This window comes from Cyclobacterium sediminis (genome assembly GCF_054781075.1).
Genome location: NZ_BAAGVC010000003.1, coordinates 690,375 through 704,515, shown reverse-complemented (window position 1 = coordinate 704,515; position 14,141 = coordinate 690,375). Strand labels below are relative to the sequence as shown.

15 protein-coding genes are annotated in these 14,141 nt (G+C 38.8%); 7 read left to right on the top strand and 8 right to left on the bottom strand.

Features of this window, described 5'->3' with window-relative positions; translation table 11 throughout:
- Positions 1 to 202 precede the first annotated feature (202 nt).
- The 5 genes from ACYVHJ_RS05345 to ACYVHJ_RS05325 all read left to right on the top strand — a co-directional run bounded on the left by ACYVHJ_RS05345 (position 203) and on the right by ACYVHJ_RS05325 (position 4,543).
- A complete protein-coding gene (locus ACYVHJ_RS05345) occupies positions 203 to 1,051 on the top strand; it encodes an SPFH domain-containing protein (RefSeq protein ID WP_460513237.1) in 849 nt (282 codons plus the stop codon).
- A gap of 2 nt (positions 1,052 to 1,053) precedes the next feature.
- Positions 1,054 to 1,536, top strand: coding sequence for a hypothetical protein (locus tag ACYVHJ_RS05340; RefSeq protein ID WP_460513234.1), 483 nt, complete (start codon positions 1,054 to 1,056; stop codon positions 1,534 to 1,536).
- A gap of 5 nt (positions 1,537 to 1,541) precedes the next feature.
- Positions 1,542 to 1,712 carry a type II toxin-antitoxin system antitoxin gene (locus ACYVHJ_RS05335; RefSeq protein WP_460513232.1) on the top strand — a complete coding sequence of 57 codons (171 nt, stop codon included), beginning with the start codon at positions 1,542 to 1,544 and terminating at the stop codon, positions 1,710 to 1,712.
- Between the two features lie 148 nt (positions 1,713 to 1,860).
- Complete coding sequence (locus tag ACYVHJ_RS05330) at positions 1,861 to 2,403, top strand: HEAT repeat domain-containing protein (protein ID WP_460513230.1); 543 nt, start codon at positions 1,861 to 1,863, stop codon at positions 2,401 to 2,403.
- A 79-nt stretch (positions 2,404 to 2,482) separates the two neighbouring features.
- Entirely contained in the window at positions 2,483 to 4,543 is a 2,061-nt protein-coding gene (locus ACYVHJ_RS05325) for an alginate lyase family protein (protein WP_460513227.1), read from the top strand.
- Positions 4,544 to 4,699: 156 nt separating this feature from the next.
- Here ACYVHJ_RS05325 and purB read toward each other — a convergent pair whose 3' ends face one another.
- On the bottom strand, positions 4,700 to 6,043 hold the full coding sequence (purB, locus tag ACYVHJ_RS05320; protein ID WP_460513694.1) for an adenylosuccinate lyase: 1,344 nt from the start codon (positions 6,041 to 6,043) through the stop codon (positions 4,700 to 4,702).
- Positions 6,044 to 6,176: 133 nt separating this feature from the next.
- The gene (locus tag ACYVHJ_RS05315) at positions 6,177 to 6,914 is read right to left on the bottom strand and encodes a DUF4397 domain-containing protein (protein ID WP_460513225.1); all 738 of its coding nucleotides are present in this window, start codon (positions 6,912 to 6,914) and stop codon (positions 6,177 to 6,179) included.
- A gap of 203 nt (positions 6,915 to 7,117) precedes the next feature.
- Here ACYVHJ_RS05315 and ACYVHJ_RS05310 point away from each other — a divergent pair, with 203 nt between their 5' ends.
- Both ACYVHJ_RS05310 and ACYVHJ_RS05305 read left to right on the top strand, forming a co-directional pair.
- Positions 7,118 to 8,215, top strand: coding sequence for a ferredoxin--NADP reductase (locus ACYVHJ_RS05310; protein WP_339905713.1), 1,098 nt, complete (start codon positions 7,118 to 7,120; stop codon positions 8,213 to 8,215).
- A gap of 26 nt (positions 8,216 to 8,241) precedes the next feature.
- Positions 8,242 to 8,727: a hypothetical protein gene (locus ACYVHJ_RS05305; protein ID WP_339905714.1), complete on the top strand. Its 486-nt coding sequence runs from the start codon at positions 8,242 to 8,244 to the stop codon at positions 8,725 to 8,727.
- Positions 8,728 to 8,788: 61 nt separating this feature from the next.
- Here the strand turns inward: ACYVHJ_RS05305 and ACYVHJ_RS05300 are convergent, their stop codons facing one another.
- The 6 genes from ACYVHJ_RS05300 to ACYVHJ_RS05275 form a co-directional block, all read right to left on the bottom strand.
- The gene (locus tag ACYVHJ_RS05300; protein ID WP_460513222.1) at positions 8,789 to 9,709 is read right to left on the bottom strand and encodes a DUF4097 family beta strand repeat-containing protein; all 921 of its coding nucleotides are present in this window, start codon (positions 9,707 to 9,709) and stop codon (positions 8,789 to 8,791) included.
- 21 nt (positions 9,710 to 9,730) lie between these two features.
- Positions 9,731 to 10,756, bottom strand: a complete 1,026-nt coding sequence (locus tag ACYVHJ_RS05295; protein WP_339905654.1) for a hypothetical protein — start codon at positions 10,754 to 10,756, stop codon at positions 9,731 to 9,733.
- A gap of 16 nt (positions 10,757 to 10,772) precedes the next feature.
- Entirely contained in the window at positions 10,773 to 11,519 is a 747-nt protein-coding gene (locus tag ACYVHJ_RS05290; RefSeq protein WP_460513220.1) for a hypothetical protein, read from the bottom strand.
- Positions 11,509 to 12,081, bottom strand: a complete 573-nt coding sequence (locus tag ACYVHJ_RS05285) for an RNA polymerase sigma factor (RefSeq protein ID WP_460513218.1) — start codon at positions 12,079 to 12,081, stop codon at positions 11,509 to 11,511. Before ACYVHJ_RS05285 ends, ACYVHJ_RS05290 begins: the two co-directional genes overlap by 11 nt.
- Before the next feature lie 109 nt (positions 12,082 to 12,190).
- Complete coding sequence (locus ACYVHJ_RS05280; protein WP_460513215.1) at positions 12,191 to 12,586, bottom strand: carboxypeptidase regulatory-like domain-containing protein; 396 nt, start codon at positions 12,584 to 12,586, stop codon at positions 12,191 to 12,193.
- Positions 12,587 to 12,711: 125 nt separating this feature from the next.
- Positions 12,712 to 14,112 (bottom strand): MBL fold metallo-hydrolase RNA specificity domain-containing protein, encoded by a 1,401-nt coding sequence (locus tag ACYVHJ_RS05275; protein WP_460513213.1) that lies wholly within the window; start codon positions 14,110 to 14,112, stop codon positions 12,712 to 12,714.
- Positions 14,113 to 14,141: the final 29 nt, after the last annotated feature.

Sequence of the window (14,141 nt, the reverse complement as noted above, 5' to 3'; positions counted from 1 at the left end):
TATGGGTTTTTATGAATTTTTACTTCTGATCACTTTTGGTCTGCTTACTTTTTATAATGGCCAAATTAATAGTATTTCATTTGTTTGGTTCAATTCAATTTTTTGATAATCAAATTTTCTTAAATAATAATTGAGCCTAAAGAAAAACAATTCAGTATTTTTTATTAGATTTGAAATGATATCAAAATAATATTAAAATAATATGGAAAAGACAATCAAACCCCAATCCGGATACTTTATGGTATTCATAGCCTTCTGCCTCTTGGCACTTATCGCTTTTAGCATTATTGGTAAAGTTGTGTTTCTACTTATACCAACTGTGTTGCTGTTTGCCTTCATTATTTCCGGGTTTTTTATAGTAGAGCCCAATAAGGCCATGGTGTTGCTTCTGTTTGGTTCTTACAAAGGGACAGTAAAAGACGATGGGTTCTTTTGGGTGATTCCCTTTATGACCAAGAAAAAAATTTCATTGAGGGTTCGGAACTTTGAAAATAAGCCTTTAAAAGTCAATGATAAAATAGGTAACCCGGTAATGGTGGGCACCATTGTCGTTTGGCAGGTGGCAGATACCTTCAAAGCCTCATTTGATGTGGATGACTATGAGAATTTTGTGCACTTACAAGCCGATGCGGCCGTTCGAAAGATGGCAGGGACTTATCCTTACGATAATTTTGAAGATGCACATGCGGAAATAACACTTCGGTCCGGGGTGGAAGATGTGAATAAATCGCTTGAAGATGAGATCAGTGACCGCTTGCAGCATGCGGGAATTAAAGTCATTGAAGCTAGAATTTCCCATTTGGCCTATTCGTCTGAAATTGCATCTGCCATGCTGCAAAGACAGCAAGCAACTGCAATTGTTGCTGCCAGAAGAATGATCGTAGACGGAGCAGTAGGGATGGTGGAGATGGCCTTGGAGGATTTAAAGATAAAAGGAATTATTGATTTTGAGGATGAGAAGAAAGCAGCAATGGTAAGTAACCTGATGGTAGTCCTTTGCTCCGACAAAAATGCCAGCCCCGTGGTGAATGTAGGTACTTTAAATCAATAAGTATGGTGTATAATGAGTCCCAGGCCTTAAAGGATACTTGGTTTATACCTGTTTTTTTTGGTCTTCAGTTAATAGTATCTGCTGTTTCATTGGTTTATGGTGTTGTTGAAGCAGAGGAATCTACGAACATCATGGTGCTAGCGATTGTTTTATTTGTTTCTTTGCTTATAGGTTGGATGATTGTTAGTATGAAGCTTGAGATCAGGATGGATCCTACTGCACTTTCTTATAAAAGCCCTCCATTTATTAATTCCTGGAAAAAATACAAATGGGAAGAGGTGAAAAATATCCAACAAATTAAGCAGAGATCGATTTGGAATGGGGGAGGGTTAGGTATACGCTATGACCTCAAAGGGGAGTGGAAATACCTATTCAGTACATCTTATGTAGTGAGAGTATCACTGAAAGATAGTAGTTTTGTATGGAGTACCCGCAATCCGAATAAAATTCTGGATGCTTGGGAAGAATGGAGAAGTGAAAGGTAATATATATGGCACAGAAGAAACCTTTTGCCTTGCGAATAGATGAGCGGCTAATGAAAGCCATGGAAAAATGGGCTGAAGATGAGTTCAGAAGTACCAATGGACAACTGGAATGGCTGATTCATGATGCTTTAAAAAAAGCAGGCAGGTTACCAAAATCAAAAGATGAAAAAAAATAAATCAGATCGACAAACTTATCCTCCCTGTTATGGATATAGCTCAATAGAACTTAATTATTGATAGTAATAAGCCCAATATACAAGGGGGAAACAAAGAAATTTTGCTTAATTTGTTTGCTTAAATTTAAAACAAGTGATTACCTTAAATATGGACAGTACTGAAAATAATCATATAGATCGATTAATTGGAAAATTGCTCGATCAATCAAATGAGGATCCAATGAAATATGGTGATCAGTTGGTACGGATAGGAGGAGAGGAAGTACAAGGAAAGTTGATCCATGTGCTTAAGTCAGGTGAAATGGATGAGGCTTTTTTGGCTACCAAGGTGCTTTCAAGGATGGAAAATAAACAAATAACTTTAGATGCCTTATTTGATGTGATTCACCGGCCGGCAAACCAACACCAAAATGGAGGTTTGGTCTCTCTGGTGGAAGAGTTTGATATCATTGATAAATTTGTTGATTTATTTAGGGTTTATCTTTTTGGGAACTTTAAATCGTCAACCTTAGCTAAGGTTCATTTGGATTATGCTGAGTTTGACATAACGCCGAGAACCCTTAAAAAGGCCAAAAAACATTATAATCATTTTCTCAACAATTCGTCTAAAGGAGACGATTTTGAATTAAAAAAAGCTGAAGCAGAGACAATTTTAGCAGAACTTAAAGACTTGCTTGATGAAGAGGAATAAAATTAAAAGTTAAATATATTTTAAACCCAAATTCAGTCCTAAACAGATATCTCCTGAATTTCTAATCGAAAGAATTAAAATGAACCCAATCAAGATCAGATTTTACATTTTTTCACTCTTATTATTATTTGGATACCATTCGTCTTTTGCCCAACAAAGCTGGAAAGAAATCACCTCAATTAAAGAATTATACAGGTCTTACCCATACTTGGTAGAAGGTACTTTTAATCATATGGATTTGGAGCACAAAGGGCTGGGAAAAGTAAAGACAGCAGTTTCAAATGAGAACTGGGTGCTTGCTGCCAATGAATTGTTGGCCTACTATAAAGTCTCCGAAAATGGAATGGGGCTTAGGAAAACCCTGCCTAATGCTTCGTCCAAAACAGTAGCAGCAGCTGATACCATTCTAAAAGATGTTTTCACTATTCAGAATGTAAAAGGTAAAGTTCCTTTACTGGAAAATGGACACAGGGATTGGTACTATAAGGGGCCAAATAATGATAGAGAATGGGCTTGGCTCTCCAATCGACATAGCCAATTATCCAATGTTATGGGAGCTTATTTTCAAACTGGCAATCCAAAATACGCACAATACATGGACCTGTTTTTAAGAGATTTTATCCTTGCAAGCATGCCTTACCCTGCAGAGAAGAAATCTGAATCAATTTGGAGGGGACTTGAAGTGGCTGCAAGAGTGAAAACTTGGACCAGGGTTTTCTATGGCATGATGGAAAGTGAATATATCTCACCGGTAACCCGATTTTTAATTTTGAGTAGTTTACCTGATCATGCCCATTACAATAGAAATTTTCATAGTGGCAACAATTGGTTGACGATGGAAATATCATCTTTGGCCACCGTTGTGGCCTATTTCCCGGAATACAAAGCTACCGATGAATGGATGGATTATGCGATTGCTACCATGACAGAAAGCATGCGGGGTCAGGTTTATCCTGATGGAGTCCAAACCGAATTGTCTTCTCATTACCATAACGTTTCCTTGAATAATTTTGAGCTGTTCAAAGACTTGTGTGATGAGGCGGGTCGTGAACTCCCTCAATATTTTACTCAGACCATAGAAAATATGTATGGTTATGTTGCAAAAGCAATAAGGCCTGATGGGTATAGAATATTGAACAATGATGGTGATAGAGGAAGTGATCGAGCGTATATTTTAAAAGCTGCTAAAAAATACAATAAACCGGAATGGGCTTTTTTAGCTAGTAATGGGACTGAGGGAACAAAGCCTGCTGACGGACCTTCTTACTTTATCCCTTGGGCAGGACAATTGATTTCCAGAAGTGGTTATGATGCCATGGCCCACTGGTCCTTTTTTGATATAGGCCCTTGGGGCAGTGGTCACCAACACAATGATAAACTGCACCTGTCTCTTTCAGCTTTCGGAAAGGATTTTCTTGTAGATGCAGGTAGATATGCTTATACCGGAGAGATAGCAAAGAAATTTAGACCTTATGCGTTAAGTAGCAAGGGCCATAATTTGGTTTTGATCGATGGGAAAGTTCAGGAGGATGGCCCACGTTTGGCAGACAAACCGGTGGATAGCAAGAGGGTTAAACTTACAGAAGACTTTGATTTTGCCTCTTCTTCCTTCGATGATTTCATTGATTTAGATGGGAAAGCAAGTCACAATAGAAGTCTCTTTTATGTTAGAGGGGCGTTTTGGGTAGTAGTAGATAGGATCCGAACTGAGCAGCCCAGGGAAATAAGTACCTTATGGCATTGGCATCCGGATGCAGATGTCAAACAAAACGGCAATATTACCGTGGGAAGTTATTCGGAAGGTAGCCTGGAAATTGTTCCTGTTGGGGATGTCGCATTTGATATTCAAATGATCATGGGGCAAGAAGAACCTGAAATTCAAGGTTGGTACAGCCCTGAATACAATTTATACGAACCAAATGTAGCCAGCATCTACAATAGTAAAATAAAGGATAACGACACGACGTTGGTTTGGTTGTTGATTCCCTCTCCGGGAAACGCAAGTAAGCATAAAAGCAACGCTAAAATTATAGGAGAAAGTCAAAATGCAATTGAACTTGAAGTGAGTCACAATGGACAAACTTATGAACTTTCTATCCCTTTTGAGGACAATAGGTTTGCCAAGTTTAATAAAAAATAAACCACTATTGGTTGTGTTTTCTATAAGGCTATTTCAGAAAGTCTAAAGAATAAATAAATAAAAAAAGAGGCAGGTTTCTGTGAAGAAACTTGCCTCTTTGATTATACCCTGGAGAATATTTCTTTTTCACAAGGTCAGTGTCTTACTGATCTTGGATCAAAGTCCTGTATAATTGAATGGTGTTATTTCCTTTAACTCCTTTTTAATTTCTTCAGACACATTGAGGTTATTGATAAATGTAGCTATTGAGTCTTCGGTAATTTTTTCATTGGTTCTGGTAAGTGCTTTCAGCGCCTCATATGGTTTAGGAAAAGCTTCTCTCCTAAGCACTGTTTGGATGGCCTCTGCCACTACAGCCCAGTTTTCATCCAAGTCTTTTTCTATGGCAACTTGGTTCAATTCCAATTTTTCTATGCCTTTATCCAGAGAAAGAAAAGCAATTTGCATATGTGCCAATGGAACACCTATTACCCGAAGAACAGTACTGTCTGTCAAATCTCTTTGGAGACGGCTGATGGGAAGTTTTGCCGCCAAATGCTCCAATAAAGCATTGGCTATCCCAAGGTTTCCTTCTGCATTTTCAAAATCTATAGGGTTGACCTTATGTGGCATAGCTGATGAACCCACCTCACCCGCTTTGATTTTTTGTTTGAAATAATTCATGGCCACATACTGCCAAATATCTTTACTGAAATCTAGTAAGATGGTGTTCAATCTTTTGAGGCCATCAAAATGAGCTGCAAAATGATCGTAATGTTCAATTTGGGTCGTTGGGTAACTTCTGCTTAGGCCTAGGTTTTTAGAGACCAGGTTGTTAGCGAAGGTGTTCCAGTCAATTTCCGGAAAAGCCACGTGATGGGCATTCATGTTTCCGGTAGCACCACCAAATTTGGCTGCAAAAGGAATGTTGTTTAATAATTCCAATTGGGAAGAAAGACGGCTTACAAAAACATCAAATTCTTTTCCCAAGCGAGTTGGAGAGGCAGGCTGCCCATGTGTTTTGGCCAACATAGGAACTCTTGCCCACTCTTCTGCACGAGATTTGATTTTATCGAATACTTGGGTTAAAGCAGGAAGGATTACTTCTTTGATGCCATCCCTGTACATCATGGGGACGGCAGTATTGTTGATGTCCTGTGAGGTCAATCCAAAATGGATAAATTCAACAACCTCTTCAAGCCCTAAAGCGGTGAATTTATCTTTTAAGAAATATTCAACTGCCTTGACATCATGGTTGGTGGTTTTTTCAATGTCTTTAATTGCCTGGGCATCTGCCTCGGTGAAATCCTTTTCTATGGACCTGATAACCTCAAATTTTTCCGGTTTCACACTTTTTAATTGGGGAAGAGGTAATTCACACAGGGCAATGAAATATTCAATCTCCACTTTAACCCTATACCGAATCAATGCATATTCAGAAAAATAGGCCATTAAAGGGCTTGTTTTGGAGGCATATCTGCCATCAATGGAAGAGATTGCGGTAAGCGGATTAAGTTTCATCATTTGTCTGTAAATCAATTGAGGCACAAAAATAATTGTTATTATTCAAAAGACGAGGCCAAGACCAAATTAATATAAAATAAAAGGGGACCCTGTTTCCAGGATCCCCTTAAAATAAACATTGTTAAGTTAACTAATAGTTGGGATAGTTTCTTATCAATTGAAGGCGAAGGGCTTCTGCGGAGTTACTATCTGCACCCAATTTACCTCTGATGACTACCGTATAAATTCTGCCTTCCCTGAGGTGAATGTCATTTAAACGGATCAGCTCATTCTGGTCATCAGAAGAAACCTTTAGAATAAGGTCTGTTTCTCCGATGTCAACATTGACAAAATCGGTAAATTCCAAAAAGGAAAGCTCCTCCAAAACTGCATCTTCATTGTTCCTTTGGTATAAATCCACTTCCGGTCCATCAGCTGCTAAGTGAACGAGTCTTATCAGAGCTTTACCATTCACCGGGTTTTCCAAACTGTCTTCAATAAATAGGGTAGTGTATTCGTCTCCTGTTTCTGTAAGAAAAAACGAATAGGCCTTTTCAACTCCTAAGTTTACAGCAGTGTCTAATAGGGATTGATCTGAATCATTGTCTACAAAAGAGAAATTTCTTTCACCTGTATAGAAATACCAATAATCTATGAATTCGCCAAATTCAAAAGACTTGCGATCATATACTGTTGTATCGACCTCTATTTGAATATCCGATGATTCGTTAGTACCATTATAAAAAGAAACATAGGCTGTTGGTTCATAGGCTGAGTTTGGTCCTTCATCGTCAAGGCAAGAGAAAGTAATGGGGAGGATCATTAGTATTAATAAGTATTTTCCTGTTGCCGAAGCTTTTTTCTTTAAATAATTGATTTTAGTATTCATAATCTTATAGTTGTTTTGTTTTCTAAAGCCAGTACGAATGGATGCTTCTAAATGCTACAATGGAATAAGAAATTCTTTGGAATTTGAAGGAAAGTAAGGCTTTTGAGTTAAAGTTTGGTAACTATTTTTTCTCGCAATAGGTAATTGGAAAAGAGTATGTTAATTTTGTATGAATTGCTCATCAAACTATTCCTTTTATTGTAATGCTGTTTAAACTATTTAAGAAGAAAAAGGATGATCTCGAAAAGGATGATCATTACCTTACCCTCAGAATTAGGGAAACTGTCCAAGAAACTTCTGATACCGTAACCATATATTTTGACCAGCCGGATCCCATCATGGATTACCTGCCCGGTCAATTCCTTACTATAATTGTTGAAGTTAACGGAAAACAAGAGCGAAGAGCTTATAGCTTGTCGACCTCGCCTTTTGTGGACCCTTTTCCGGGGATCACTGTGAAGCGTCTGGAAGGCGGATTGGTTTCAAATTTCATTAATGACACTTTCGTGCCTGGTAAGCGGGTAACTGTCATGAAACCCTTAGGTAATTTTACTGCTGAGTACCACTCGCAAAACAAGAGAAAGTACGGTATGTTTGCCGGAGGAAGTGGCATTACTCCAATTATGGGGATTATCAAATCCATATTGATTAATGAGCCGAAATCTGAAGTGAATTTGCTTTATTGCAGCCGTTCTCAAGACATGATTATTTTTGATAAGGCGCTCAAGGAACTGGTAGAAAAATACCCCGGTAAATTAAATATTACCCATAACCTTACCCAACCCAAAGCAGGATGGGAGGGGGCTTCAGGGAGGTTAAACCAGGAAAAAGTCAATGAATTTTTTGATAATCATTTCACTCATTTTGCCGAAAACCAACGCTTTTTTGTATGCGGACCGGAGGGAATGATGGAAACTGCTCAGGAATGTTTGGGGAAGCTGGATGTCAAAAAAGAATTCATCCATAGTGAAAGCTTTTACCTCGAAAAAGAGGAAAGCCAAGATGATGTTCCAGTTGAAGGGGTGATCAACAGACCTGTGAAAATTTTATTGGAAGGGGAGGAGTATAGCTTTGACGTTGGTCCGAGTAAAACCATTTTAGAGGCCGGATTAGACGAAGGATTAAATATGCCTTATTCTTGTCAGAGTGGGCTCTGTACTGCATGTCGAGGGAAGCTGCTTTCCGGAACAGTGGAAATGGAAGAGGATGCAGGCTTAAGTGAAAACGAGATAAAGGCCGGCTATATCCTTTGTTGTTCCGCAAAGCCTACCAGTGCAGAGGTTAAGATTCAGATTGACTAATGGCAGAAGAAAATCAAATTAAGACAATGAAGAAAGATTTTCGCTTGTTGGAGCGAAATGTCTTGCTATTGATTGCAATACCTTTACCTCTTTTTTCTTTTGCTTATTTGTATGTGACAAGCGGCAACCTGGACTTTAATTTACCTGCACTCCCGGAGGTGTTTAACTATATTGTCCTAGGTTTGGTAAGTGCAATGCTTGTGGTCCAACAATTTGCTTTTACCAAGCGAATTAGGGCCATCAGAACAAGCGGAGTGCCGGTAAATCAAAAAGTCAAAGGATACGCCAAGGCGACTTTTTTGAGGTATTGGCAGTTGTTTTGGATAGGCGTGTTGTGCGCTTTCGGCTTGTTTTTCTATGAAAATCAAGGTTTTACAATTGTTTACGCAGCCACTTTATTGTTTGTTTCTTTGGCTAAACCAATGCCGGGCAGGATTGTAAGTGTCTTGCGTCTAAAAGGAGAAGAAAAAGAGCAAGTCATGGAAATCCAAAAAAGAGATGCTTTGGACTAATAAAAATAACCGCCAACCCTTTTGAAGCAATTTATTACAAGGGTTGGCGGCTTTTACCTTTTTATAATGGTTGAATAGAGATATTACCTGAACCAACTTTTCCGACGATCATTCCATTTTTGCCATTGTCAATATAAACGGTACTTTTACCCGATTGAGTTCCTACCCTAATGTTTCCGCTACCTGCTTTTAAGTCAAAATTATAATTCGATAAATTACTACCGGTATAGATTTGAATATTTCCTGAGGAGGCGTTCAAACTGGTGTCCAGTCCAAGTCCGGCATTATCTGCTCTGATATTTCCTGAACTTACCTCCAGGTTACCTAATTCCCCTATTTGGTTTAATTTTATGTTCCCGGATGTGAGTTTGGCATTTAATAGTCCTGACAAGGAATTGATTTTTAACTGCCCACTGGTAGCTTTAAAGTTCATGTTTCCCATTACATCTTCAATTGTGGCATTCCCGGAAGTAACTTTGCATTCCAGATTGCCTGTTAAGCCTGTCAATTGGACATTTCCCGAGGAGGCTTTTAAGCTTAAGTCCCCGCTGATGTCTGATGCCTTAATTAGCCCGGAACTTGCCTCAATCTGATGTGATGGTGCGCGTACTCCGGAAACGTAAGTAGCTCCGGAACTTGATTTTATATTTAATTGAATATTTGAAGGCCCGGTTAACCTAAGGTATCTTTTGCTTTTAGGGCGTGAATTGTTTTTGCCATTAAAGGCAATTTTTAAGGTGTTACCCACCGTTATCATCACCAGGTCCTTGTCTGCATTTTCTTCATGGCCTAAAAATGCTTCTAAATCTATCTGGGCTAAATTATCTTGTCCTTCATATTGGATCTCTATAGCTCCGGATTTTATTTCAAGGATTTCTATACCGGAAAACGATTTATTGATGACTTGTTGGCCTTGCGAAGATCCTAGACCGGTAAATAGCAGGGCTATTAGCAATAGCAGGTGTTTTAATTTATATTTCATAGTTAAGTGGGTTGTTTATTGTTAGAAAACCAATCCAAAGGAAAATGGACTAAGGCTTGGGCTAAGGGGCTTCTGGAAAAATGGGTTGAAATCATAAGTGCTGTAGAAAGTAACACTTCTAAAACCAATTTCGCCTCTAAGCCCATACCTGAAATTGCTGAGATAGCCACCCGCTGATGTTTTGTCTTTTTTTCTGCCTGACCCTCCGATCTCTCTGTAAACAAATTTGCTTCTGCCTCCCAACCTATATCCTGCATAGGGTCCGATAGCGACTCTCAATCCATTTTTACCACTGTCATTCAGTTTTCCAAAGTCTAACTTGTACATGGTCAATACATTTAAATAGGATGCTGATACCTTGCTTTTAAAGCCATTTACGTCAGTTCTGTCTACAAAAGAAACTCCGTTTTCAGTGCCTAGAATTTGGTAGTTGGCATTGTCCAATTTGAAATTATACCAACTCAGCCCAAGGCCGAAATCCCAGTACCTTCCCTTGGATAATTTTTGGCTGGCCATCCAGTTCCAACCTATATTCCAGCTTCCCCAACCTTTGGTACTATAGGGTTTTATTCCCCCCGGTATATTTCCGTTTTCAAAAAATGTGTTGATACCCAAGTCCATATTGATATAAGTCCTAAATTCAGGGTCTTTCTCTTTCTTTGGTTCGGTGATAAGCCGAACTTTGGTTTTAGAACCTTTCTCGTCCACAATTACCTTATATCTTCCTACAGTAACTTCCGTTTCCTCTTTGTCCTCATAGATAGTAACAATTTCTTTGTTTCCCTCCTTGTGTTTGATTTCAACTACTGTGAGTTCACCGTCTTTGCTTGTTTCCGGGAGGTCAAGTTCTTTGATGATTTGGTTGATGTCCATATTCTTCAACCTTTCAAAATCATCCGGATTGTCGATCACAAAAACCATTTTTCCTGAATGGCCAAACTCCACAATGATGCTATCATTTACGGGCCTATCATCCGGAATTTCAGGGTTGCCAAATACCATTTGTGCCAGTGCCATCAGAAGAATGACAATAATGTACCTTTTCATGTCTGTAAATATCTAGTTAGTTTTTCTTTTTTTCTCGTTTTGTAGTCAGTGAGGCAAAGAGGTTGTTTTTAGCATCCCGAAGGTCACCAAACCCTTCGTCCACTTTGGTGAAAAAACCACCGATTTTATTTTCAAGCTCAGCCACCAATTGTTCCTTTTCAGGTTGTATGGCATATCCATTGGAAATTATTTTTACTTTATACCCCTTGTATGACTTGTCCGGTGTTTCTTTTCTATCAATAGTGGGATTGAGAGCCATCTGTTCGCTAATTGTTGCCGTTAATTCGTCTTTGTTAAGGGGCTCCATTTGGGCCAAAACTGGAGGCAATTGCTCTCGCACTCTTTTGATACTTGGCCTAGTTTTTTCAGTTAAGGGCTTTTCCAATTTTTCTTTAGATTTCAGTTCTCCACTTTCTGGAATTGGTTCCTTAGCTACTTTTTTTGATTGGCTTTTAATTTTTTCTTTTCCGGCAATATCTGTAGAAGCGGAAATGCTGAAAGGATTTTTTTCTGATATTTTAGTGTCTTGAATAGCCAAAGAAGGATCCTGAACTTCCACAACAAAAGAGTGATGGAATAGCCAAAATGAAACCAAAACTACTGCTACAGCCGCTGCCCATCTCCAAGGAGTAAATAAGAATCCTTTGTCTTTATTGTCCAAAGAAGCGGATAATTTATCCCAAACCTCCGGAGCCGGACTTGTGGTATGATTGCTCAAGGCATTTTTGAACAATTTGTCCAAATCATCTATGTTACCTGCCATTGCTTTTTTGTTTAATTGAATGAGGGGCGATTTGCTTTTGCAAAAGTGACCTGGCCCTGCTCAGTTGAGACTTTGAGGTGCTTTCTGAAATCCCTAATAAATTGCTTATTTCACGGTGGCTATATCCTTCTATGGCATATAAGTTAAAAACTGTTCTATATCCCACTGGCAAGGAGGCTACTAGTTTTAACAATTCATCTGCTTCTATTTTCCCAAAAACCAAATTTGAAGAAGTGATATGGTCTTTATCATCCCAATCTACTTCCATTAATAATTTCTTATTCTTTCTGAGCGTTTGCAAAGCTTGGGTAACCATGATTTTTTTCATCCAGCCTTCAAAACTCCCCTCTTGTCTGTAAGTGTCTAACTTTTCAAATATTTTCATGAACCCCTCTACCAATACATCCTGTGCCAAGTCTTGGTCTTTGATATACCGCAAACAAATGCTTAGAAATTTACCTGAATAAAGCTCATACAAACCTCTTTGGCTTTTTCTGTCTCCTTCAAGGCAACCTTTGATCAGGCCGAGCACTATTCCTGTATGGTTTTCTTTGATTGGCATTTATTTTTGTCTTCAATAAGGTAGATACCCAAAGTATAAAAATGGTTGCATGCCAAAGTTAAAAAAAATTAATTGTTGTTTTAAAATATTGTAATTCAGTTAATTATAATTAGAAGGTGGCCTTGTAGTTGATGGTTATGGCCACCTTACTCCATTCGCCTTTCTCTACTTTTACAGGATGAATATAACTGTCAAGATCAAAGATGCTCGCGAAATAGCCATTCTCTTCTACCGTGAATAGGGAATATTTACCCGGGGGGAGTTCTACAGAAAATTCTCCCGCCTCATTGGTCTCTATGGAGGCAACAAGGGGTGTCTCGATATTTCCAAAAAGATAATCGCCTAAGCTTGCTTGATTGATATGGGTCAATTGATGGATATGTATGGTTCGCTTAACCGGCTTTTGGGAAGCAGGAGAAAGACTTGAATCTTCTCCTTGGGAAGCTTGTGGCATTTGGTTTCCTTCAATCCAATAAACATTCCCATGAATACCCTGATTTTTCATTTTCTGAGGTTTACAAGAGGCTAAAAGCACTAATCCGAGAAAACACAAATAGGTCAATTTAGAGAAGTTATTCATTGATGCTTGATTAAGTTTAGTTTTCCATTTGATCCAATGAAATACACCCTCTAAATTCCGGAAAATAATAGGAAAGATTCCATATAAAGCGGGCTGATCGTATTCCAGTTTAATTTGTCTTTCAAAATTCCGGCCAATTCTTCTCTGGCCTCAGGTTCTCCATGTATTAAAAAGGTGAATTTTGGTTTTGAAATAAAATTGTCACACCAATCTACCAGCTCGGTCTGGTCGGCATGGGCAGACAAGCCATCTATATAGTAAGGCCTAGCTTTTACAGGTACATCTATCCCATAAATTCTACACGTTTCTTCACCTTCTAGGATCCTTCGCCCCCTGGTCCCTTCTGCCTGATAGCCGACAAAGAGTATGCTGTCTTCTTTATTGGGTAATCTATTGTAAAGGTGGTGTAATATTCGTCCTCCTGTAGCCATTCCACTTGCCGAAATAATAATGGCATTGTTTTTTATATTATTTAGGCTGATGGAAGATTCCTGATCTCTGTAATAATGTAGGTTTTTATGTAAAAAAGGATTGGCGTTTGAATTTTCAAGCGAAGGGCCTAAATGGTGGTATTCAGGGAAGTCTTTGTACAAGCTTGTCACATCAATGGCCATGGGGCTGTCTACATAGATAGGGATTTGAGGGATAAACCCCTTTTGTTGAAGTCGGTGCAAGTAAAACAATATCATTTGTGTCCTGCCAACAGCAAAGGAAGGAATTAATGAAACCCCTCCATTGTAATAGGTGTCCCGAATTACCTTTCCTAACTTTCTATCTATCCCGGTTGATTCGTTTACCCGGTTTCCATAGGTGGTTTCTAAAAACAATACATCTGCAAAAGGTATTTCTGCCGGAGGGTTTAATATGGGATCTTTAGTCCTACCTAGATCTCCGGAAAACACAATGCTTTTTTCCTGTTTGTCCCCTTTGACCTGTAATTTTAGTATTGATGCACCGAGAATGTGACCCGCATTGTATGCAGTGATGCTTAACTGATCATTAATTTTGACCGCTTGATCAAAGGAAATGGGTTTGAGTTTTGGGAAAACTTTTTCTGCATCTTCCCGGGTAAACAAAGGTTGTGGGTTTGAATGTTTGGAGTAGCCCTTCTTTCGGGCAAACTTGGCTTCTTCTTCTTGTAGTTTGCCTGCATCCAGTAATAAGATTTTTACCAATTCTAAAGAAGCTTCAGTCAGATAAATGGGCCCCTGATATCCTTCTTTTACTAATTTAGGCAAGTATCCCGAATGGTCGATATGTGCATGCGTAAGTAAAACAATGTCAATTGTTTCAGGTTGAACAGGGAAGGTGTCCCAGTTTCTTAGACGGTTTTCCTTCAGGCCTTGGAATAAGCCGCAATCAACGAGAACCCTAAAAGATCCGATCTCTAAAAAAAAGCGAGAACCTGTAACGGTTCCTGCGGCGCCTAAAAATTTAACTTTAACATCCATAGTGCTATAATTTTGGGCAATTGACACTG

What these genes read in the sequence shown, in the direction of transcription:
- ACYVHJ_RS05345 (WP_460513237.1), top strand. Translation starts at nt 203, where the DNA reads ATGGAAAAGACAATCAAACCCCAATCCGGATACTTTATGGTATTCATA.
- ACYVHJ_RS05340 (WP_460513234.1), top strand. Translation starts at nt 1,054, where the DNA reads ATGGTGTATAATGAGTCCCAGGCCTTAAAGGATACTTGGTTTATACCT.
- ACYVHJ_RS05335 (WP_460513232.1), top strand. Translation starts at nt 1,542, where the DNA reads ATGGCACAGAAGAAACCTTTTGCCTTGCGAATAGATGAGCGGCTAATG.
- ACYVHJ_RS05330 (WP_460513230.1), top strand. Translation starts at nt 1,861, where the DNA reads ATGGACAGTACTGAAAATAATCATATAGATCGATTAATTGGAAAATTG.
- ACYVHJ_RS05325 (WP_460513227.1), top strand. Translation starts at nt 2,483, where the DNA reads ATGAACCCAATCAAGATCAGATTTTACATTTTTTCACTCTTATTATTA.
- purB (WP_460513694.1), bottom strand. Translation starts at nt 6,043, where the DNA reads ATGAAACTTAATCCGCTTACCGCAATCTCTTCCATTGATGGCAGATAT.
- ACYVHJ_RS05315 (WP_460513225.1), bottom strand. Translation starts at nt 6,914, where the DNA reads ATGAATACTAAAATCAATTATTTAAAGAAAAAAGCTTCGGCAACAGGA.
- ACYVHJ_RS05310 (WP_339905713.1), top strand. Translation starts at nt 7,118, where the DNA reads ATGCTGTTTAAACTATTTAAGAAGAAAAAGGATGATCTCGAAAAGGAT.
- ACYVHJ_RS05305 (WP_339905714.1), top strand. Translation starts at nt 8,242, where the DNA reads ATGAAGAAAGATTTTCGCTTGTTGGAGCGAAATGTCTTGCTATTGATT.
- ACYVHJ_RS05300 (WP_460513222.1), bottom strand. Translation starts at nt 9,709, where the DNA reads ATGAAATATAAATTAAAACACCTGCTATTGCTAATAGCCCTGCTATTT.
- ACYVHJ_RS05295 (WP_339905654.1), bottom strand. Translation starts at nt 10,756, where the DNA reads ATGAAAAGGTACATTATTGTCATTCTTCTGATGGCACTGGCACAAATG.
- ACYVHJ_RS05290 (WP_460513220.1), bottom strand. Translation starts at nt 11,519, where the DNA reads ATGGCAGGTAACATAGATGATTTGGACAAATTGTTCAAAAATGCCTTG.
- ACYVHJ_RS05285 (WP_460513218.1), bottom strand. Translation starts at nt 12,081, where the DNA reads ATGCCAATCAAAGAAAACCATACAGGAATAGTGCTCGGCCTGATCAAA.
- ACYVHJ_RS05280 (WP_460513215.1), bottom strand. Translation starts at nt 12,586, where the DNA reads ATGAAAAATCAGGGTATTCATGGGAATGTTTATTGGATTGAAGGAAAC.
- ACYVHJ_RS05275 (WP_460513213.1), bottom strand. Translation starts at nt 14,112, where the DNA reads ATGGATGTTAAAGTTAAATTTTTAGGCGCCGCAGGAACCGTTACAGGT.